The organism is Collinsella sp. AM36-4AA (assembly GCF_003467795.1).
In the GTDB taxonomy this organism is placed as follows: domain Bacteria; phylum Actinomycetota; class Coriobacteriia; order Coriobacteriales; family Coriobacteriaceae; genus Collinsella.
The window spans coordinates 36,100-56,620 of the sequence record NZ_QSHS01000013.1 but is presented as its reverse complement, the minus strand read 5'-3'; the positions used below and the strand labels follow the sequence as shown (position 1 = coordinate 56,620).

At 62.3% G+C, this 20,521-nt stretch carries 13 protein-coding genes and 1 tRNA gene; 4 read left to right on the top strand and 10 right to left on the bottom strand.

Annotated features, from left to right (window positions below; all coding sequences use genetic code 11):
- Window positions 1-237: 237 nt before the first annotated feature.
- Both thrS and DW850_RS05590 read right to left on the bottom strand, forming a co-directional pair.
- A complete protein-coding gene (gene thrS, locus DW850_RS05595; protein WP_117776318.1) occupies window positions 238-2,001 on the bottom strand; it encodes a threonine--tRNA ligase in 1,764 nt (587 codons plus the stop codon).
- A gap of 228 nt (window positions 2,002-2,229) precedes the next feature.
- Window positions 2,230-2,661 (bottom strand): zinc ribbon domain-containing protein, encoded by a 432-nt coding sequence (locus DW850_RS05590; protein WP_055251579.1) that lies wholly within the window; start codon window positions 2,659-2,661, stop codon window positions 2,230-2,232.
- A 485-nt stretch (window positions 2,662-3,146) separates the two neighbouring features.
- On the opposite strand from DW850_RS05590, the gene DW850_RS05585 reads away from it, so the two are divergent.
- The 4 genes from DW850_RS05585 to DW850_RS05570 all read left to right on the top strand — a co-directional run bounded on the left by DW850_RS05585 (window position 3,147) and on the right by DW850_RS05570 (window position 7,858).
- The gene (locus DW850_RS05585) at window positions 3,147-4,610 is read left to right on the top strand and encodes an NAD(P)/FAD-dependent oxidoreductase (RefSeq protein WP_117786485.1); all 1,464 of its coding nucleotides are present in this window, start codon (window positions 3,147-3,149) and stop codon (window positions 4,608-4,610) included.
- Window position 4,611: 1 nt separating this feature from the next.
- Window positions 4,612-5,976 carry an NAD(P)/FAD-dependent oxidoreductase gene (locus tag DW850_RS05580; protein ID WP_117786484.1) on the top strand — a complete coding sequence of 455 codons (1,365 nt, stop codon included), beginning with the start codon at window positions 4,612-4,614 and terminating at the stop codon, window positions 5,974-5,976.
- Window positions 5,977-5,979: 3 nt separating this feature from the next.
- Window positions 5,980-6,378, top strand: coding sequence for a DUF1667 domain-containing protein (locus tag DW850_RS05575; protein WP_117639243.1), 399 nt, complete (start codon window positions 5,980-5,982; stop codon window positions 6,376-6,378).
- Between the two features lie 391 nt (window positions 6,379-6,769).
- Window positions 6,770-7,858 (top strand): Xaa-Pro peptidase family protein, encoded by a 1,089-nt coding sequence (locus DW850_RS05570; protein WP_117786483.1) that lies wholly within the window; start codon window positions 6,770-6,772, stop codon window positions 7,856-7,858.
- A gap of 350 nt (window positions 7,859-8,208) precedes the next feature.
- Here the strand turns inward: DW850_RS05570 and DW850_RS05565 are convergent, their stop codons facing one another.
- The 8 genes from DW850_RS05565 to DW850_RS05530 all read right to left on the bottom strand — a co-directional run bounded on the left by DW850_RS05565 (window position 8,209) and on the right by DW850_RS05530 (window position 20,406).
- Window positions 8,209-9,552 (bottom strand): folylpolyglutamate synthase/dihydrofolate synthase family protein, encoded by a 1,344-nt coding sequence (locus tag DW850_RS05565; RefSeq protein ID WP_117786482.1) that lies wholly within the window; start codon window positions 9,550-9,552, stop codon window positions 8,209-8,211.
- 281 nt (window positions 9,553-9,833) lie between these two features.
- Window positions 9,834-12,530, bottom strand: coding sequence for a valine--tRNA ligase (locus tag DW850_RS05560; RefSeq protein ID WP_117637570.1), 2,697 nt, complete (start codon window positions 12,528-12,530; stop codon window positions 9,834-9,836).
- Between the two features lie 337 nt (window positions 12,531-12,867).
- On the bottom strand, window positions 12,868-14,274 hold the full coding sequence (gene clpX, locus DW850_RS05555; protein ID WP_117786481.1) for an ATP-dependent Clp protease ATP-binding subunit ClpX: 1,407 nt from the start codon (window positions 14,272-14,274) through the stop codon (window positions 12,868-12,870).
- A 1-nt stretch (window position 14,275) separates the two neighbouring features.
- Entirely contained in the window at window positions 14,276-14,896 is a 621-nt protein-coding gene (locus DW850_RS05550) for an ATP-dependent Clp protease proteolytic subunit (RefSeq protein WP_022095182.1), read from the bottom strand.
- 162 nt (window positions 14,897-15,058) lie between these two features.
- Entirely contained in the window at window positions 15,059-16,360 is a 1,302-nt protein-coding gene (gene tig, locus DW850_RS05545) for a trigger factor (RefSeq protein WP_233540626.1), read from the bottom strand.
- Between the two features lie 88 nt (window positions 16,361-16,448).
- Window positions 16,449-16,532, bottom strand: a tRNA-Leu gene (locus tag DW850_RS05540).
- Between the two features lie 140 nt (window positions 16,533-16,672).
- Window positions 16,673-19,504, bottom strand: a complete 2,832-nt coding sequence (locus tag DW850_RS05535; protein ID WP_117786479.1) for a molybdopterin cofactor-binding domain-containing protein — start codon at window positions 19,502-19,504, stop codon at window positions 16,673-16,675.
- The gene (locus DW850_RS05530; protein WP_199575592.1) at window positions 19,504-20,406 is read right to left on the bottom strand and encodes a xanthine dehydrogenase family protein subunit M; all 903 of its coding nucleotides are present in this window, start codon (window positions 20,404-20,406) and stop codon (window positions 19,504-19,506) included. Before DW850_RS05530 ends, DW850_RS05535 begins: the two co-directional genes overlap by 1 nt.
- Between the last annotated feature and the right edge of the window lie 115 nt (window positions 20,407-20,521).

Genomic DNA, 20,521 nt, shown 5'->3' with positions numbered 1-20,521 from the left:
TCTGTTGCAATGAAGATGAGAATCAAGGGAGATGTATCTACCGGCAGGACATTTTGCGTAATCTGGGCAATCGCTGATTAATTGCTCGTATAATTGTCTATGTCGAAAGATACAAAAACCTGTACCTTTTTGTGCAACAAAAAAGCCGCTCAACCAGCGGCTTTTCTAATTTTGGTAGGAAAAAAGGCGACCGCCCTGTGTGGACGGTCGCCTTTGTTAATTGTTGTGAAGCTTGCCTTAGGCGCGAGTCTTAATCTCCTCGGTCACCTTCGCAACAAACTCATCGACACCCATCTGAACGGTCTCGTTGGAGCGATCGCGGACGGAGATGTTGCCGGCCTCGACCTCCTTCTCGCCCAGGATGAGCATGTAGGGCACGCGGTCGATGCTGCGGGCCTCGCGGATCTTGTAGCCGATCTTCTCGTCGCGGTCATCGCAGACCACGCGAATGCCGGCCTCCTCCAGCTTGGCGCACACCTCGTGGGCGTAGTCGCGGCTCTTCTCAGAGACGGGAAGCGCCTTGACCTGCACGGGGGCCAGCCAGGTGGGGAACTTGCCCGCAAAGTGCTCAATCAGAATACCGATAAAGCGCTCGATGGAGCCAAAGCACACGCGATGCAGCATGATGGGGCGCTTCTTGGTGCCATCGGCGTCCACGTACTCCAAGTCAAAGTTGAGCGGCATCTGGAAGTCGAGCTGCACGGTACCGCACTGCCAGGTACGGCCGAGCGAGTCCTCCAGGTGGAAGTCGATCTTGGGGCCGTAGAAGGCGCCGTCGCCCTCATTGACCTCGTAGTCCATGCCCAGCTTCTCCAGAGCGGTGCGCAGGCCCTCCTCGGCGCGAGCCCAGTCCTCGTCAGAACCCATGGAGTCCTCGGGGCGGGTGGAAAGCTCAACGTGGTACTTAAAGCCAAACTTCTGGTACACGGAGTCGATGAGGTTGACCACGCCCACGATCTCGTCGGTCAGCTGGTCGGGACGCACAAACAGGTGGGCGTCGTCCTGGTTAAAGCAGCGCACGCGGAACAGGCCGTGCAGGGCGCCGCGCAGCTCGTGACGGTGCACCAGGCCAATCTCGCCGGCGCGAATGGGCAGCTCGCGGTAGGAGTGCGGCTTGGAGGCGTACACCAGCACGCCGCCCGGGCAGTTCATGGGCTTAATGCAGTACTCTTCGTCGTCAATAACGGTGGAGTACATGTTGTCCTTGTAGTGGTCCCAGTGACCCGAGGTCTTCCACAGCTGCTTGTTCATGATGAGCGGCGTGGAGATCTCCACGTAGCCGGCCTTGTGGTGGATCTCGCGCCAGTAGTCCAGCAGCGTGTTCTTAAGGATCATGCCGTTGGGCAGGAAGAACGGGAAGCCGGGGGCCTCGTCGCGCATCATAAAGAGGTCCATCTCGCGGCCGATCTTGCGGTGATCGCGCTTCTTGGCCTCCTCCAGCATGTGCATGTGCTCGTCGAGCTCTTCCTTGGTGGCAAAGGCGACGCCGTTGATGCGGGTGAGCATCTTGTTGTCCTTGTCGCCCTTCCAGTAGGCGCCCGAGACGCCGGTGAGCTTAAAGGCCTTGAGCGCCTTGGTGTAGCAGATGTGGGGGCCGACGCACATGTCGATGTAGTCGCCCTGCTGGTAGAAGGTGATGCGGGCGTCGTCGTCCAGGTCGCCGATGTGCTCGACCTTGTACTTCTCGCCGCGCTCCTCCATAAGGGCGATGGCCTCGGCGCGGGGCTTCTCGTACACGGAGAACTTGAGGTTCTCCTTGACGATCTTCTTCATCTCGGCCTCGATCGCGGGGAAGTCGTCCTCGCTGATCTTGACGCCCTCGGGCAGGTCGACGTCGTAGTAGAAGCCGTTGTCGGTCGCAGGGCCGTAGGCAAAGTCGGCCTGGGGGTACAAGCGCTTGATGGCCTGCGCCATGATGTGTGCGGCGGAGTGGCGGATGACGTGCGTGACCTCGTCCTGCGGGAGCTCGGCCACCGAACCGTCATTGTAGAGTGCCTTCATGGGTATGTTTTCTCCTCTCGGATGCCTGGTGCAAGTGCGTGCGATGCGCTCGGCATTTTTGACTTGCATCATTATAGGCAGGTTGCCTTGGTATACAAGCGCCCGCCGCACCTTAATGGCACGGCGGGCGATTTTCTACGCATGCTTCATCGTGTGGGGCGGGGCTGCGGAGCGCGCGTGCGGTTTGCGGCGTGCCCGTGGCTTGCGGCCGGCCCGGCGATGGATGCGCTACTGGATGCGAGTTCGGCAGTAGGGGCAGACCTTCCAATGCGCATCGAGCGGGCGATGGCAGCTGGGACACACGTTGCGAACCTGGGTATCGCACACCGGGCAGACGACGAAGTCCTTCTCGATGGGCGCCCCGCACTGCGGGCAGGTGCCGTACTGGGCAAGCTGGCGCTCGCGCAGAGCCATGTCCAGCTCCTGCTCCTCGCGGTCGGACGCATAGGAGTGCGGGCGCAGGACCAGGTAGGCGATGAGGCCCACAAACGGGATGAGGGCGATGATGCCCCACGCCACGTAGGCGCTGGCGCCGCGGCGGCGAGCGTCGATGAACACATAGACGACCGACAGCACATACAGGGCGATGATAAAGCCAACGAAGGCATAGACGACGCCCATAAGCTGCGGCGACATGAGCTCGGAGATGTACTTGGACATTACGGGTACCTTTCGGAATATTAACAGTCCGGTCAAGTTTACCACGGGGTTTGTTTATATGGGACCACGGCTAGGGGCGGGGCTGGTGCGGACACAAACATCTCAATCTGTAACAGTTAGGACCGGAATCCGGGTCTAGATGTTACAGATCGAGACACAGAGGTCCCTCCCCGACTTCAATCTCGATCTGTAACATCTTGGGCTCCAAAACCCCTCTTACTGTTACAGATCGAGACAAAGAAAACCGTTCAAACCGAATGTCTCAATCTGTAACAGTTACTCGGCAAAAACAGTCCCAGATGTTACAGAACGAGACAAAACTCTGACACCAGGGGCGGCAGACGAGGTTATCGACGTTACTGAGTCTCCCCTCGCCTGCCGTTGGCGGGTGTTGCCGGGCTGTTCGCCGCATTGCCGCCGCGCTGGGGGCGCGCAGACCGTAGGATGGTTTTATTGACAGCCTGTCAACTTGTCTGGGAGGCACCGTGGCAGAAGCGTTTGATATCGCAATTGTGGGCGCGGGCATTACCGGGTGCGCCATCGCGAGGCAGCTCGCGCGTTATGACCTATCCATTTGCGTGGTCGAGGCAGCAAACGATATCGCACTGGGCGCATCGAAGGCCAACGGCGGTCTGGTGCACGCCGGCTACGATCCGGCCCCGGGCACCGTAAAGGCGCAGGTCAACGCCCGCGGCTGCGAGCTGTATAGCACGTGGGCCCAGGAGCTCGGCTTTTTGTTCCGCCGCACCGGTTCGATGGTGCTGGGGTTTAGCGACGAGGACCGCACGCATCTGGAGAAGCTGCGCCAGAATGGCATAGCCAACGGCGTGCCCGAGCTGTCGATTATCGGCCCCGAGCGCATCCACGAGCTGGAACCGCGCGCGAGTGCCCTGGCCACGTGCGCGCTATGGTGCCCCTCGACTAGCTTTGTCGATCCCTTTGAGGTCGCCATTGCCGCGCTGGAGAACGCCGTCGCCAGCGGCGTGACATTTATGCGGTCTGCGCCGGTGGAAGCGATTGAGGTTGCTGGCGGCGAGGCTACCGACGGGGCCGTGCGCTTTACGCTGGCAACGCCCGCTGGAGACGTGCACTGCCGTTACCTGATCAACGCCGCAGGCAACGGAGCCGCGGACATCTCGCATATGGCCGGTGCCGAGGAGTTCCAGATGGTCTGGCGCCAGGGCAACATCGTGGTGCTGGACAAGGAACCGCGTGCGCTCATGCCGCTCTACCCCGTGCCCACGCCGGTGTCCAAGGGCGTTATCGTCACGGGTACCGTACACGGCAACACCGTGATTACCGCGACCGCCGCCGTGCGCGAGCCGGGCGACACGCAGACCTATGCGGATGACGTCAACGCGCTCCTGACCGGTGCGCGCAAGCTGGTGCCCGATCTGGACACGCGTCGCGTGGTGCGTGCATTTGCCGGCGGGCGCCCCGTCATTAAGGGGACGAACGACTTTTTTATTGGGCAGTCGGCCATGGTGCCGGGGCTGTTCCAGGCCGCAGGCATTCAGTCGCCGGGCGTGGCGAGCGCGCCGGCCATTGCCGAGCGCATGGAGCAGGTCCTGCGCGATGCTGGCGTGGACCTGCGCGAACGGGACGACTGGAACCCGATTCGCCAAGCGCTGGACGACTTTGACCGCGCGCCGCTTGCGCGCAAGGAAGAACTTATTGATTCCGACCCCGCGTGGGGGCAGATTGTCTGCCGCTGCGAGACGGTGCCCGAGGCCGAGATTGTAGCCGCGATCAGGCGCCGCCCGGGCGCGGTTTCGGTCGAGGGCGTCAAGCGCCGCTGCCGCGCCGGCATGGGCCGCTGCCAGAGCGGCTTTTGCCAGAGCCGCGTGGTGGCGATTCTAGCCCGCGAGCTGGGCTGCGACCCCAGCGAGGTGCTGCTGGAGGACACTGGCTCGTGGCTGGTTGAGGGACCGCTGAAGGGGGTGCGCTAGGATGGCGACGCTTGATATGCGCGACGAACGCGCAGAGGCAGGAGCCGTAGCGTCGGTGTCGACGCAGGCATTCGACGTGGTCGTTATCGGCGGCGGGCCCGCCGGCATGGCGGCCGCGCTTTCGGCGCATAAGGCCGGCGCGCGCGTGGCCATCGTGGAGCGTGAGCAGCACTTAGGCGGCATCCTGCGCCAGTGCATCCACCCCGGCTTTGGCCTTTCGCACTTTAAGCAGGAGCTCACCGGCCCCGAGTACGCACAGCGCTTTATCGACCAGGTGCGCGCGATCGACATCGCGCTGTTCTTGAATAGCATGGTGCTTGGGATTGATTCGGACGAGTCCACGGAAGACGCCGCGGCCCACACCGTCACGCTCATGAGCCCCACCGGCATGCTGCAGCTCACCGGGCGCGCGGTCGTCCTTGCCATGGGTTGCCGCGAGCGCACCCGTAGCGAGATCAAGATTCCCGGCAGCCGACCCGCCGGCGTGTTTACGGCCGGCCTGGCGCAGCGATACATCAATATCGAGAACCTCAAACCCGGCTCGCGCGCCGTCATTTTGGGCTCGGGTGACATCGGGCTGATCATGGCGCGCCGCTGCACGCTCGAGGGGATTTCGGTCGAGGGCGTGTACGAGCTCATGCCGTACGCCAACGGCCTGCGCCGCAATGTGAAAAATTGTCTGGACGACTTTGGCATTCCGCTGCATCTGTCTACCACGGTCACGCGCGTGATCGGGCACGACCGCGTGGAGGCCGTCGAGGTAAGTCAGGTCGATGAGCACCTGGCACCCATTCCGGGAACCGAGCGCATCGTTTCGTGCGACACACTGCTGCTCTCGGTGGGCCTGATTCCCGAGAACGAGCTTTCGGTTGCCGCGGGTGTAGAGCTTGACCCGCGCACGCGAGGCGCCGTGGTGGACCAGAGCCTGCAGACGGGCGTACCAGGCATCTTTGCCTGCGGCAACGTGCTGCACGTGCACGACCTGGCCGACAACGTGACGACCGAGTCCGAGCGCGCCGGTGCAGCCGCGGCGGCGTACGCGCTGGTTGGCGGGGCCGAAACGAACGCGGTCGCGGACACGAGCTGCGAGCTCACGGTCTCCCCTGCCGGCATTGCGGGCTACGCGCTGCCGGGACGCATTACGGCTGTGGCGCTCACCAAGCTCAACTTCCGCGTACGCCGGCCGGTCGATACCGCTCGAGTACGCATCTTGGCCAACGGCGAAGAAGTGTTTGCGGGCAAAGTCCGCGCGTTTAAACCGAGCGTCATGGAAAGCTTCCCGCTGCCGGCTAAGGTGATTCAACGCGCACTCGACCTGGGTGCCAGCGAAATCGTCCTGTCCGTCGATCCCGTTGAGGAGGCATAGCTCATGAGTACGAATGTGACCGAGACGCTGCAGTTCAACTGCACCACCTGCCCATCCGAGTGCCTCCTGACCGTAGAGGTGGAGCACGACGCCAATGGCACCGTGGTGGAAGTGCGCTCCGTAACCGGTAACAACTGCCCGCGCGGCGATACGTTCGCACATCAGGAGCTCACCTGCCCCATGCGCGTGCTCACAACGACCGTGGCCGTCTCCGGCGGCGACGAAGCCCTACTCCCCGTCCGCACGGCCGAAGCCATCCCGCTAGAACTCCACGCCCAAGCCATGAACCTCATCCGAGGCCTAGTCGTCAACGCCCCCATCCGCATGGGCGACGTCGTGCTGGAAGATCTTCTCGACACCAACATTGACCTAGTCGCCAGTATGGACATCGACCCAGCCTAAGAAGCAAATTTGGGACGGGGCACTTTTAGCTACCCCGCTCCCTTCTTTTCGGTTGCAAAAGCGCCCTCTTGGCTGCTATCGGATTTGTGCCATTTCAAAACTACCCCGGTTTACGGGGCTGATTCGGAGACCCCCATCCATACAGGCATTTTTCGATTTTTGATAAGCCGTCTACCTGCGGTTTTAATTTCGCAATTTTTCCCATGGTCAAGCAATACAGGTCCAGCCCCGTAATCCGCCATAGTTTTGAAACCAGCCCATTTGGGACGGACCTCTTATGGCTACTTTTACCTATCATTCCGCATGTTGGACGCAGCTAAAATAGCCCGTCGCAAATTGACTACCCTGGCATTGGGGATACCATGGTGGCAACCTAGCGAAAGGATGTTTCATGGCACATGTCGATGACCAGCGTGTGGCGCGCGTGCTCGATGCGCTCGAGGCTCAGCACCCCGGCGCACAGCTGCTCGTAAACGACCCATGGTCGATCTATTACCTGACCGGCTTTTATGCCGATATGTTCGAGCGTTTTTGCGGCGTGCTGCTCGTGCGCGATGCCGAGCCGGTGATCCTGGTCAACGCACTGCATCAACTGCCCGAGTACGACAATGCCCGCGTCGCCTATCACACCGATACCGATGTCGTGGCCGACGCCATCGCTCGCGAGGTCGATCCGACCAAACCGCTCGGCATCGACACCGTCATGCGCTCCGGCTTTTTGATGCCGCTCATGGAGCGCCACGCCGCAAGCGAGTTTTTCCTGGGTGACTTTGCCGTCACTGCCGCGCGCACCTACAAAGACGCCGCCGAACAGGAGCTCATGCGCGTGTCCTCTGCCGCCAACGACGCCGTGATGGCCGACGCGATTAAGCTCGTCCACGGGGGTGTGACGGAACGCGAAATTGCTGACCAAATGCTCGGCCTGTATCGCAAGCACGGCTGCGAGGGCTTTAGCTTTCCGCCGATCGTGAGCTTTGGTGCCAACGCCGGCGACCCGCATCACGAACCCGACGATACCGTGCTCAAGCGTGGCGACGTGGTGCTGTTCGACATTGGCGGACGGCATCGCAACTACTGCTCGGACATGACGCGCACGTTCTTTTGGGGCGAGCCGGACGAGGAGACAACACACATCTACGATATCGTACGCCGTGCCAACGAGGCCGCCGAAGCACTCATCGCACCGGGCGTGCGCATGTGCGACCTGGACCGTGCCGCGCGCGACGTGATTGAGGACGCAGGCTATGGCAAATACTTCACACATCGCCTGGGCCACTCGATTGGTCTGCAGGACCACGAGCCGGGCGACGTCTCGCTCGTCAACGAGCAGGTCGTAGAGCCTGGCATGACGTTCTCCATCGAACCGGGCATCTACCTCCCCGGCCGCACCGGCGTCCGCATCGAGGACCTGGCCCTGGTGACCGAGAACGGCGTCGAGATTCTCAACGCCTACCCCCACGATCCGGTCCGTCTGGACTAGGCAATGCGGCAAAGGCGCTGTCCCTTTGCCGCATCCCACCAATACCGCGCCACAAAAACGGCCTATCTACTACGTTTAACCCGCATAGGGCGACCATACCCGCGTTTTCGCAAAATCCGCAAGCCGTCTACCTGCGGTTTTAATTTTGCAATTCTCGGTGTGGTCGGGGGTATTCGCTAAAACGTAGTAGATAGGCCCATTTCGTGGCAAGCGAGTCAACTCGGGGCACAGGGCAGCCAAAAAGCCCCGTCCCAAATTGACTGCTTTTGAGCTGCAGTGATATACGGACCGTTTGAGGCTTCTGGCTTGTAAAACAGTCCGTATTTCACCGCAACTGATGAGGGGATGGGTTAGCGCAACAGGCCTGCTACTTCGCCGGCTAGGGTGATGGTACCGGCGGCAACGAAGGACTCGCCCGCGGCATCGAAGGCAGCGAGGGCCTCGGGCACGCTCGGGTATACGCCCGCGAGCTTATCGGCATCAACGAGGCCGGCGAGCTCCTCCGCCGGCAGGGCGCGATCGGAATCGGTCTGTGTCACGACCACACGGGGGAACGCCGGAACCAAAAGGTCAACGATACCCGCCACGTCCTTGTCGGCCAGCGCAGCGCACAGCAGCGTGGGGCGATTCTCTACGCACGGATCGATCTCGTCCAGCGCGCTCACAAAGTTCTCGCAGCTCTGAGGGTTATGGCAGGCGTCGATCAGCTTGAGCGGATCAGTTCCCAGCACATCAAATCGGCCCGGCGTGGGGCAGCCCACAAGCGACACATCGAGCTTGTCATGATCGAGCTCGCGAGCCAGATACCCCTCGCAAAGCATAATCGCGCACGCAGCATTCTGCGGCTGATACGCCGGCTTGACCATGCTCGACGTATAAATCGCACGCGGCGTAGTGCAGCTAAACTCAACCGTATCGCCCACATGCGCCGGCACCTTGGTCGTGGCATGGTTCACCACCAGCGGCACGACGCCGCACTCGCGACAACGGGCATCCATCACGCGCTGAACGCTCGCCTCATGCGTGCCCTCGCCCAGTACAACCAGGCGTCCGGGCTTAATGACCGCAGCCTTCTCCCCCGCAATGGCCTCGAGCGTATCGCCCAAAATACGTGTGTGATCGAGCCCAATGCCCGTAATGGCAACGGCAACGGGATCGGTCGCGCTCGTGGCGTCCCAACGCCCGCCCATGCCAACCTCGAGCACGGCAACATCCACCGCGGCCTCGGCAAACACCACAAGTGCAGCAGCCGTCAAAAGGTCAAACGGCGTGATGGTATAGGCGCGCTCCCCCGCCGCCACACGACGGGCATTCACTCGATGCCCCGCCTCAACAGCGGCCGAAACGCCACGGGCGAATGCCTCATCGCTCACGACGCATCCATCGACTTCCATGCGCTCGGGATAGCGTACCAGCTGTGGCGACGTATACAGCGCGGTCTTGAGCCCCTCACCATGAAGAATAGCAGCCGAAAAACGCGTAGTCGAAGTCTTGCCATTGGTACCGGCGACCTGAATGCAATCGAAATACTCGTCCGGACGTCCCAGCTCATCAAGCATATCGACAACTGTCTCAAGCAGAGGACCAGCATCCCCAGAAATCCGCCCCGCATCGGCAGCCAGCCCAACAGCCTCATCAAACGAAAGCAACTCAAACGAGAAAGGAACGACATACGACCCAGAACGCTTAGCCATAACCCAAAGTCCCCCATTACATAAAAAGAGGCCCGTAATAAACAACGAGCCCATCCCATTCAAAATATCAGCCAAACACCGCTTTGCAGCGAGCTAAAGGCCACAACCAAGTGGCCCTAACCCACCAGCTGCAAACAACCACGTAACCGCTATGGGAGCGGTTTGGGGCTTTGCTCGATACAAGTTCCGCACGAGCCGAAGGCCACTTAATGTGGCCTTCGTGCGAGCAGGACTGTCCGCAGTAGCGAGTAAAGCCCCAAAACCGCGTCCCCCAGTAACGCCTACGAGAAGTCAGCAACCTGAGCAGTCAGCGCCGCCAGGATCTCCTTGAGCTCAGCTGCACGGTCCCTCTTCTTCTGGACCACCGCGGGTGCGGCCTTGGCCACAAAGCCCTCGTTGGCAAGGGTCTTCTCGCAGCCAGCAAGCTCCTTCTGGGCCGCGGCGATCTCCTTCTCCAGGCGTGCCTTCTCGGCCGAAAGGTCAACCTTGCCCTCGAGCACCACAAAGACCTCGACACCGCTATCGACCACGGCAATGCTCGCAGCCGGCTTCTCAACATCGGTGCCCATGACCAGCGAAGCGGTGTTCGCCAGCGGCTCAATCGTGGAGCGCAGGCTCTCGAGCTTCTCGATGTCCTCGGCACCGGCGCGCACGACCACGTCGAGCTCCGCCTTGGGGCTTAAGCGATAACGCGAACGGGTGGCACGGGCGGCGGAAACGACGGCACGGCACAGCTCAAACGCGCGCTCGGCGGGCTCGTCGACGTACTTGGCGTAGTCGGCGGGCTCGGGCCACTTGGCGATCATGAGCGCCTCGGCGCGGTTCACGTTGCCCTCGGCGTCCAGGTCGAGCACGCTCGCCGGCATGTTGTCCCAAATCTCCTCGGTGACAAACGGCATAAGCGGGTGCATCAGGCGAATGGAGGTGTCGAGCACAAAGATCAGGTTGCGCTGCGCCTGTAGACGGCCCTCGCCCTTCAGACGGGCCTTGGTGACCTCGACGTACCAGTCGCAGACCTCGTTCCAGAAGAACTGCTGCAGGCCGCGGGCCATGTCGCCAAAGGTGTAGTTCTCAATACCCTCGGTGACCATCTTCACGGCCTTGGCCAGGCGGCTGAACATCCAAGCGTCGGCCGGCGTCTCCACGACAGGCTCGCCGGGCGTGTAGCCCTCCATGTTCATGAGCAGGAAGCGGCTGGCGTTCCAGATCTTGGTCACAAAGCTCTTGGCCTGGTCGGTACGCGGGCTGTCGATGAGCTTCTTGGTCTTCTTGTCGATGTTCGCGTCAAACTTGACGTCCTGGTTGTTGGTGCACAGCGTGAGCAAGTTGAAGCGCATGGCGTCGGCGCCGTACATGCCAATGAGGTCCATGGGGTCAACGCCGTTGCCCTTGGACTTGGACATGCGGCTGCCGTCCTTGGCCAAGATCGTCGGGTATATGACGACGTCCTTAAACGGCACCTCGTCCAAGAAATACAGCGAACTCATGACCATGCGGGCGACCCACAGCGCGATGATGTCGCGTGCGGTGACGAGCGCCGTCGTGGGGTGATGGCCCTCGAGCAGCTCCGGCTTTTGCGGCCAGCCCTGCGTGGCGAAGGTCCACAGCTGCGAGCTGAACCAGGTGTCCAGCACGTTCTCGTCCTGATGCACGTGATGGCCGCCGCACTTGGGACACACATCGGTGTCCTCGGTGAGGGCGTCCTCCCAGCCGCAGTCCTCGCAGTAGAACACGGGAATGCGATGGCCCCACCACAGCTGGCGCGAGATGCACCAGTCCTTGAGGTTTTCCATCCAGGTGGTGTAGGTCTGCGTCCAGCGCGCGGGGTGGAAAGTGACCTTGCCGGAGTTGACGGCGTCGAGCGCCGGTCCCTTGAGCTTGTCGACGGCCACAAACCACTGCTCGGACAGCCACGGCTCCAGCGCGGAGTCGCAACGGTAGCAGTGCATGACGGAGTGGTCGAGGTCCTCGACGTGATCGAGCAGGCCGTGCTCCTCAAACCACTTGATGACGGCCTCGCGGCACTCCTCGCGGTTCATGCCGGTGAACTCGCCGTAACCCTCGACGACCACCGCGTGCTCGTCGAAGATATTGATCTGCGGCAGGTCGTGGGCCTGACCCATGGCGTAGTCGTTGGGGTCGTGGGCGGGGGTGACCTTGACGAAGCCGGAGCCAAAGTTGGCATCGACGTGCCAATCCTCAAAGATGGGAATCTCGCGGTCGACGATGGGGAGCTTGACGGTCTTACCCACGAAGGCGGCCTTCTCGGGATCCTTCGGGGAGACGGCGACGCCCGTGTCGCCGAGCATGGTCTCGGGGCGCGTGGTGGCGACGACGATGTAGTCCTGGCCGTTAACCGGCTCGGTCAGCGGGTAGCGCAGGTGCCACAGGTGACCCTTCTCGTCCTTATACTCGGCCTCATCGTCCGAAATGGCGGTGGTGCAGTTGGGGCACCAGTTGACGATGCGCTTGCCGCGGTAGATCAGACCGTCGTGGTACCAGTCGCAAAAGACCTTGCGCACGGCCTGCGCGTAGTCCTCGTCCATGGTAAAGCGCTCGTTATCAAAGTCGACGGAGCAGCCCATGCGCTTGATCTGCTCGACGATGATGCCGCCGTACTCGTGGGTCCAGTCCCAGCAGGCGTCGACAAACTTATCGCGACCGATCTCCAGGCGGCTGATGCCCTCGCTCTTGAGCTTCTTGTCGACCTTGGTCTGCGTGGCGATACCGGCGTGATCGGTGCCCAGCACCCAGCGCGTGGACTTGCCGCGCATGCGGGCCATACGGATGATGGCGTCCTGGATGGAGTCGTCAGTAGCGTGACCCATATGGAGCTTGCCGGTCACGTTGGGAGGCGGAATGGTGACGGTGCAGTCGCCCACGCCCTCACGGCGCTTGTAGTAGCCGCCGTCGAGCCACTTCTGCAGGATCGCCGGCTCGTTGGTCGACGGATCGTAGTTCTTGGGCATTTCTTCCATATATCTCTCCCTGTCCCGCCGGCGTGTCCGCCTGCTTGGTTTTCGCTCGGTCAAGTCCTGGCTCGCACGAAGGCCACATTAAGTGGCCTTCGGCTCGTGCGGAATCTACGAAAACCAAGCAGGCGGACACGCCTTAGGTATCGATTACTTCAGTCTGAAGATACTAGCTAAACAATCTCACAGAATAGCACAGGCATACCTACCAAAAAGGGACAGGTTTATTTTGGCAGGTTTTATCAGGCAGAATGACGTTTGCCCATATAAAACCGACCAAAATAAACCTGTCCCTAAAAGGCAGGTCCCGCAGTGGTTGCCGCGGGACCTAAACGGGCGCTATTTACCCATAGATGCGCTGGGGCTGTTCTTCGCCCTTTACGGAGGCTTCGGTCACGATGACCTTGGCGACGCCCTCCTCGCTGGGAAGGTCGAACATCGTCTGCTGCAGCACGTCCTCGCAGATGGCGCGCAGGCCGCGGGCGCCGGTCTTGCGGGCAAGCGCCATGCGGGCGATCTCGTGCAGGGCCGCGTCCTCAAACTCAAGCTCAACGTCCTCGAGCTGGAACATCTTGCGGTACTGGCGCACCACGGCGTTCTTGGGCTCGGTCAGGATCGACACCAGGTCGTCCTCATCGAGCGCCTGCGTCTGGGTGACAACGGGCGTACGGCCCACGAACTCGGGGATCATGCCAAAGGCGTTAAGGTCCTGCGGAAGCACCTGACGCAGCAGGTCGTTCTCGTCGACCGAGGTGGGGCCGGCAATCTCGGAGTTAAAGCCCACGCCCTTGTTGCCCACGCGATCGGCAATGATCTTGTCCAGACCCACAAAGGCACCGCCGCAGATAAACAGGATGTTGGTCGTGTCGATCTGCAGGAGCTCCTGCTGGGGATGCTTGCGGCCGCCGGTGGGCGGAACGCTGGCCACCGTGCCCTCAAGAATCTTAAGCAGTGCCTGCTGAACGCCCTCGCCCGAAACATCACGGGTAATAGAGAGGTTCTCGGCCTTGCGGGCGATCTTGTCAATCTCGTCCACGTAGATAATGCCCACCTGAGCGCGCTCAATGTCGCCATCGGCGGCGTTGATGAGCTTGAGCAGGATGTTCTCCACATCCTCTCCCACGTAGCCAGCCTCGGTGAGCGCGGTGGCGTCGGCGATGGCAAACGGAACCTCGAGGATGCGCGCGAGCGTCTGGGCGAGCAGGGTCTTGCCGGTACCGGTGGGGCCGAGCAGCAAAATGTTGGACTTGGCGAGCTCCACCTCGTCCATGTCATCGTCAAGCTGCGAGCCCATGCCGTCGTCAAAGGCAGACAACGCGGCGCCGCCCTCGATCACGCGGCGATAGTGATTGTACACGGCCACCGACATGGCGCGCTTGGCGTCCTCCTGACCCATAACATAGGCCGAAAGCTCGTCATAGATCTCGTGCGGCGTCGGCACGTGCGTGATGACCTGGCGGTCGTCCTCGAGCTCAAAGCCCTCGGCCTCGGGGTCCACGGCGGGCTGCCCAGCAGCCTGGCCGTGATCGTTGAGGAAGCCCGGCAGCTTGCCGTTGCGGGCAGCGTCCATAAAGTCCGAAGCCAGCGACTCCTCCAAGATCTCAGAGCAAGCGGCGACGCACTCGTCACAGATAAAGATGTTGGTCGGGCCCTTTACGAGGCGACGGACCTGGCCCTGCTCTTTTCCGCAGAAGGAGCAGCGAATGGGGTTGCCGTTCTCGTCAAAGTTGTCCTGCATGTTTCCTGCCATCCTAGGCGTCCTTCGCGGCGAGATCGCGAGAGGTGACGATACGGTCAATCAGGCCGTAGTCGAGGGCCTCGGCAGCGGTCAGGTAGTTGTCGCGCTCGGTATCGGCCTGGACCTTCTCGATGGGCTGGCCCGAGGCGTCGGACAGAATCTGGTTGAGCTCGCGACGGGTCTTCTTAATCTCCTCGGCCACGATCTCGATCTCGGTCTGCTGACCCTGGGCACCGCCGCTGGGCTGGTGAATCATGACTTTGGAGTGAGGCAGGCAGAAGCGCTTGCCCTTAGCGCCGGCCGAAAGCAGCACGGCGGCCATGGACGCGGCCATACCGACGCAGATGGTGGAGACCTGCGGCTTGATGAAGTTCATGGTGTCAAGAATCGCCAGGCCGGAGTAAACCTCGCCACCGGGCGAATTGATGTAGAGCGAGATATCCTTCTCGGCATCCTGGCTCTCAAGATGCAGTAGCTGGGCAACGACCAGGTTGGCGCTGACGGAGTTAATCTCCTCGCCCAAGAAGATGATGCGGTCGTTGAGCAGGCGCGAATAGATATCGTAGCTGCGCTCGCCGCGCGGCGTCTGCTCGATAACGTATGGCACGAGGGCGGAATCGAACTTAGCGATCATACGCATCTCCATTTCTCTTACGGACCAATAGTGGTTCTAGACAAACGTACGGTGCCCGCATGCTATGCATTGGCTGGCACCGTACGAAGCAACCGGATAACCGGCTTATAACTTTACCCCATCACGGGCACATACATGCGCTCGCGGGCAAGGTGGCGAGAATTACTCGGCGTCCTTGGCGGTCTCGTCGACCTCGGTCACCTTGGCATTCTCGACCAGGTGATCGACGGCCTTGGAGCGACGGATGGACTCGCGGACGGCAGGCATGCGGCCATCGGCGATGAACTCGGCCTTAGAAGCCTCGACGTCCTTGACGCCGGCCTTCTCGAACTCGGCGTTGATGTCGTCCTCGGTGACCTCGATCTTGAGCTCGCGGGCGAGGGCGTCCAGAGCCAGGGACTCACGGGCAACGTCGTTGGCCTGCTTATGCAGGTCGCCGATGAACTGCTCCATGGTCAGACCGGAAGCGGGCAGCCAGGTGTCCAGGGTCATGCCGCGGGCAGCGAGGTTGGACAGGAAGTTCTGGCCAAGCTCCTCAAAGACGGACTGCTCGTAGTCGGCATTCATCTCGTCGAGCTGCAGACGCTCGGCGAGAGCGGAGACGCAACGGTTCTCCTTCTCGGTCGGCAGGCGGGAAGCCTTGTCCTGCTCGATCTCGATCTTGATGGCGTCGCGCATGGCGTCGATGCTGTCGAAGCCGAAGTCGGACTTAACGAGCTCGTCGGTGAGCTCGGGGGTGTTGCGGACCTTGATGCCTTTGACGGTGACCTCGACGGTGTGGGTCTCGGCCTCCTCGCCCTCCTCGGCCTCGTCGGTCCAGGTGACGGTCTTGACGTCGTCGACGTTAGCGCCGATCAGGGCCTCGTTGAACTCCTTGGGGTTGCTGTCGCTACCGGCGATGAGCATGCGGCCCTCGGCAGCGAAGTTGTCGGCGTTCTCGACGGCCTTGAGGTCGACGGTAACGTAGTCCTCGGCCTCGACGGCGCGACCCTCGACGCCCTCGAAGGTGGCACGGTAGTTGAGGAGCATCTCGACCTGGTTGTTGATCTCGGACTCGGTGACCTCCGCAGGGGGCATCTCGATCTCGACGGCGTCGAAGGAAGAGAGCTCGGCAGCAGGACGCAGGGAGAACTCGACGGTGTAGGTGTAGTCCTCGTGATCCTTGGCGAGGTCAAGCTCCTTGTAGTCACCGTTCTTGGTGGGGACGATGTCCAGCTCGTTGAGGACGGCGGGCTCGTTGGCGGCGATCAGGTCGTTGGTGGCCTGAGCGAGGGTTGCCTCGGCGCCAAGAGCAGAGTCGATGACCGGACGGGGAGCCTTACCGGCACGGAAGCCCGGGAAGCGGTACTTCTTGGCGGTGTCCTTGTAGGCCTTCTTGATCGCGGCGTCGACGTCGGCGGCCGGGATGGTGACCGTAGCGGTGAGCTTGGCGTCCTTGACGTCAGAAGCGGTGATGTTCAACACGTTCCTCCTCATACTGCCCAGCTTATCTGAGGTGCTGGTACCTTTATGCAACAAAGAGTCGCGACGGCCGAAGCCGACGCAGATGCGTTGGTGCGGGCGAAAGGACTCGAACCTTCACGGGAATCCCACCAGAACCTAAATCTGGCGCGTCTACCAATTCCGCCACGCCCGCATGAGCGCACAGACTAGGAATGATAGCAGATACGAACGACAAGCGCACGCACACCTTTTACAAGCTCACGACCTCACCACGAGTGCGAAAGGCGGGGCGAGTTGCCCCGCCCCGCCCATTACGACTTGTTCGCCGACCCGCTACTCCCCCAGCAGGGCCTTTTCGGGCGTGATCGGCAGCGAGCGCACCTGGTGGCCGGTGGCGTGTGCCACGGCCGAGGCAACGGCGGCGAGCGGCGTGTTGATGACGACCTCGCCGATCGACTTGGCGCCAAACGGACCCGTCGGCTCGTAGCTCGGCTCAAAGGCCACGCGAATGCTGCCGATATCCAGGCGCGTGGGCAGCTTGTAGCTCATAAAGTTGCCGGTGCGCAGGCGGCCACGGTCGTCGTGCTCGACGATCTCGTAGAGCGCATGACCGATACCCTGGGCAATGCCGCCCTCGGCCTGGACGCGCGCGAGCGCCTCGTTGATCACGGTGCCGCAGTCCACAGCCGCCGCGTAGTCCACCACGGTCACCTTGCCGGTGGCCTTATCGACCTCGACCTCGGCAATGCCGGCCATAAACGGCGGAGGCGAAACGGGCAGGCAGGCAGAGGCATGCGAGGTGAGCGCGTCGCCGCCCGCGATGTTCTTGACGCATAGGTTGGCAAAGTCGCGCAGCGTGAGGTAGCGGTTCTGCTCGCGCGCGGCACGCTCGTCGGACAGGCGCACGTACTGGCCATCAAAGACCACGTCGGCGGCGTCCACATCCCACATCTGGGCGGCCTTGACGCAAATCTTCTCGCGCAGCTCGGTCGCGGCGTTCTTGGCTGCCAGGCCCGTCACGTAGGTACCGGAGCTCGCGTACGAGCCGGCGTCGAACGGCGACACGTCGGTATCCACGCCGCGCACCACAATGAGCGAGCTTTCAACGCCCAACTCCTCGGCGGCAATCTGCGCCAGAATCGTATCGACGCCCATGCCGTTATCGGTGGCGCCGGTCGAAAGCGTAATAAAGCCGTCCTCTTCCAGGCGCATGTCGATGCCGGCGATGTCCACGTTGGAGATGCCCGAGCCCTGCATGGTGAGCGCGCAGCCCAGGGCGCGCACGCGGTCGCCCAGGTCCACGGCCAGCGGCTTGTCGCGCCAGCCGATCATGTCCATCGCACGCAGCAGGCAGCGGTCGAGCGCGCAGGCGTTGAGCTTCTCGTTGTAGTACTGCGGCATGACCTCGCCCTCGCGCACGATGTTCTTAAGGCGCAGGTCGGCAGGGTCCATGTGCAGCATGTCGGCGAGCTCGTTGACGGCGCTCTCCACGGCAAACTGGCCCTGGGTAGCACCGTAGCCGCGATACGCGCCGCCGCGGTTGGTGTTGGTGTAGACGGCGTCCCACCTAAAGCGGCTCGCCTTCACATGGTTGTAGATGGGCAGGCTCTTGTGGCCCGAAAGGCCGATGGTCGTGGTGGCGTGCTCGCCGTACGCGCCGGCGTTGGACAGCGTATGCAGGTCGATGGCCGTGATGGTGCCGTCGTTCATGGCGCCCAGCTTAACGGTCATCTGCATCTGATGGCGCGAGTTGCCCGCGGTGATGGTCTCCTCGCGGGTGTAGCAGCAGTAGCTCGGACGGCCGGTCTGCTGTGTCACGAACGCCACGAAGATCTCACAGCAGCCCGTCTGCTTGGAGCCAAAGCCGCCGCCGATGCGCGGCTTGATAACCTGCACCTGCGACTGCGGAATGTCGAGCGACTGCGCGACCATGCGGCGCACGTGGAAGGGCACCTGCGTGGAGGAGGTCACCGAGATGCGGCCGAACGCGTCGGTCGTCGCGAAGGCGCGGAAGGTCTCCATGGGCGCGGTCTGCGTGGCCTGGCTGGTGTAGGTGCGCTCAAAGACGATGTCGCTCTGGGCAAAGGCCTCGTCCAGGTCGCCAAAGTCGCTGGTACCGCTGCACACCAGGTTACGGGGAACGTCGCCGCCCTGCGGGAACATGAAGGTCACGTCGCCCTCGGGGTGGACCACGATGTCGTTATCGAGCGCCTGGGTAAAGTCGAGCAGGGGCTCGAGCACCTCGTAGTCGACCTTGATGAGCTTGAGCGCCTTATCGGCGGCCTCCTCGGTCTCGGCGGCGACGATCGCCACCTCTTCGTTTTGGTAGCGCACGAGGTTCTCGAGGATCAGACGGTCGTAGGGACTCGGCTGCGGATAGCTCTGACCGGCGATGGTAAAGCGACGCTTGGGCACGTCCTCGTAGGTATAGACGCCCACCACGCCGGGCACCTTCAGGGCGCGCGACGTGTCGATGGAGCGGATCTTGGCGCGGGCATACGGGCTGCGCTTGAGCTTGACGATCAGGGCGCCGGCGGGCACCAGGTCGCCCGTGTAGACCGGACGGCCCTCGAGCAGGGCCTTCGAGTCCTTCTTGGGCTGTTTGTGGGTGATTTGCTTGTAGGAGACGCCGTCGCAGCTGGTGTCGTTGACCGGCAGCTCGGGCATCTCAAAGCCCACCCGCACGCCGGACTCGTTGAGAAAGCGCACGATGGCGCGCAGCTGGCTCTCGTAGCCGCTGCAGCGGCAAAGATTGCCGGCGAGCTGGCGCGAGAGCTCCTCGCGCGTGGCGACGAGCGTCGGGTCCTCCTTGGCGGCGCGGGCGAGCGCCAGCACGTTCATGATGAGGCCGGGGGCGCAAAAACCGCACTGCTCGGCGCCTTCGGCAGCCATCGCGCGGGCGAGCGCCTCGGACTCGGCCTTGAGGCCCTCGAGCGTGGTGACGGAGCGGCCCTCGACGCGCGCGGCGGGAACCGAGCAGCTCAGCACCGGGTCGCCGTCGAGCCACACCGTGCACAGGCCGCAGTTGGTGGTTTCGCAGGCGCAGCGTACCGACGCGCAGCCCTGCTCGCGCAGCAGCGCAAAGAGCATGGTGTCGGGGGCAATCTGAACCTTGACCTTGCGACCGTTGAGCGTAAAAGAAAGATCGATGAGTTTGGCAGCCATTAGCGCACCTCGCTAGAATCGACGCCGGGCACGCGGCGGCAGGAATACTCGTCCGTGGCGTGCTTGGGAATCTGCACGCCCTCGAGCTCGCGGACAAGCGCGGCCGAAAGCTCAATGCCGGCGGCGCGGCGCACGGCCTGAATCGCCAGCGGGGCCGAGATGCGGCGGCGGTAGTCGGCCGAGCCCCACAGGTTGGTGCCGTAGCTCAGGGTACGCACGGATGCGGCAAGGGCGCACAGCTCGTCCTCGGAAGGCTGCTCGTTCACCAGGCCGCATGCCTCGCCCCGCAGCAGGGTCGCGCGCAGCGGGCGGGCACCCACGGTGACGTGCCAGGAGCCGTCCCACCAGGCGGCGGTGACGTTCAGCGAGGGGAAGTCGGTCGCGGCCTTGCGCACGGCCTCGTAGCTTGCGCGGTAGTCGTGTTTAACGACCACAACATGCTCGATCACGTCGCGCACGTAGCCCATGTTCACAAACTCGGCGAGCGGCACGCGGCCGGCACCTGTCAGCTTAACGTATGAATCGAGTGCCAAAAAAGCCGAAAGCACGTCCGAGAAGCCAAAGCGGCCGTAGATGCTGCCGCCCACCGTGGCGGTATTGCGCAGCTGCACGCCCACGATATCGTGGACGGCAAACTCAAAGACATTGTTGACGAGCGCGTTGAGCTCGGCATGGCGCTCGAGCTGGCGTAGGGTGCACATGGCACCGATGCGAAACTCGGTCTCGGTCTCCTCGATCTGATCGAGTCCGCAGGCCGAAAGGTCAATCGCCGTCGCCACGCGACGCGAACCCAGGCGCATCCAGATGCCGCCGCCCACAATCTTGTTGTTGCGGTTCTTCTGTAAGAGCTCATAGGCTTCGGCCGCGTTTCCAACACGGACGTAGGTACCGAACTTGAGCACGTTCTCCCCCATCTCTTTACTTGTCCAGTACTTTTAAGTGTACCAAACGAGGGGCCGCACACCGATTTAGGACAAAATCCACCCACCCATCCATAACTTGCGGTGATATACGGAC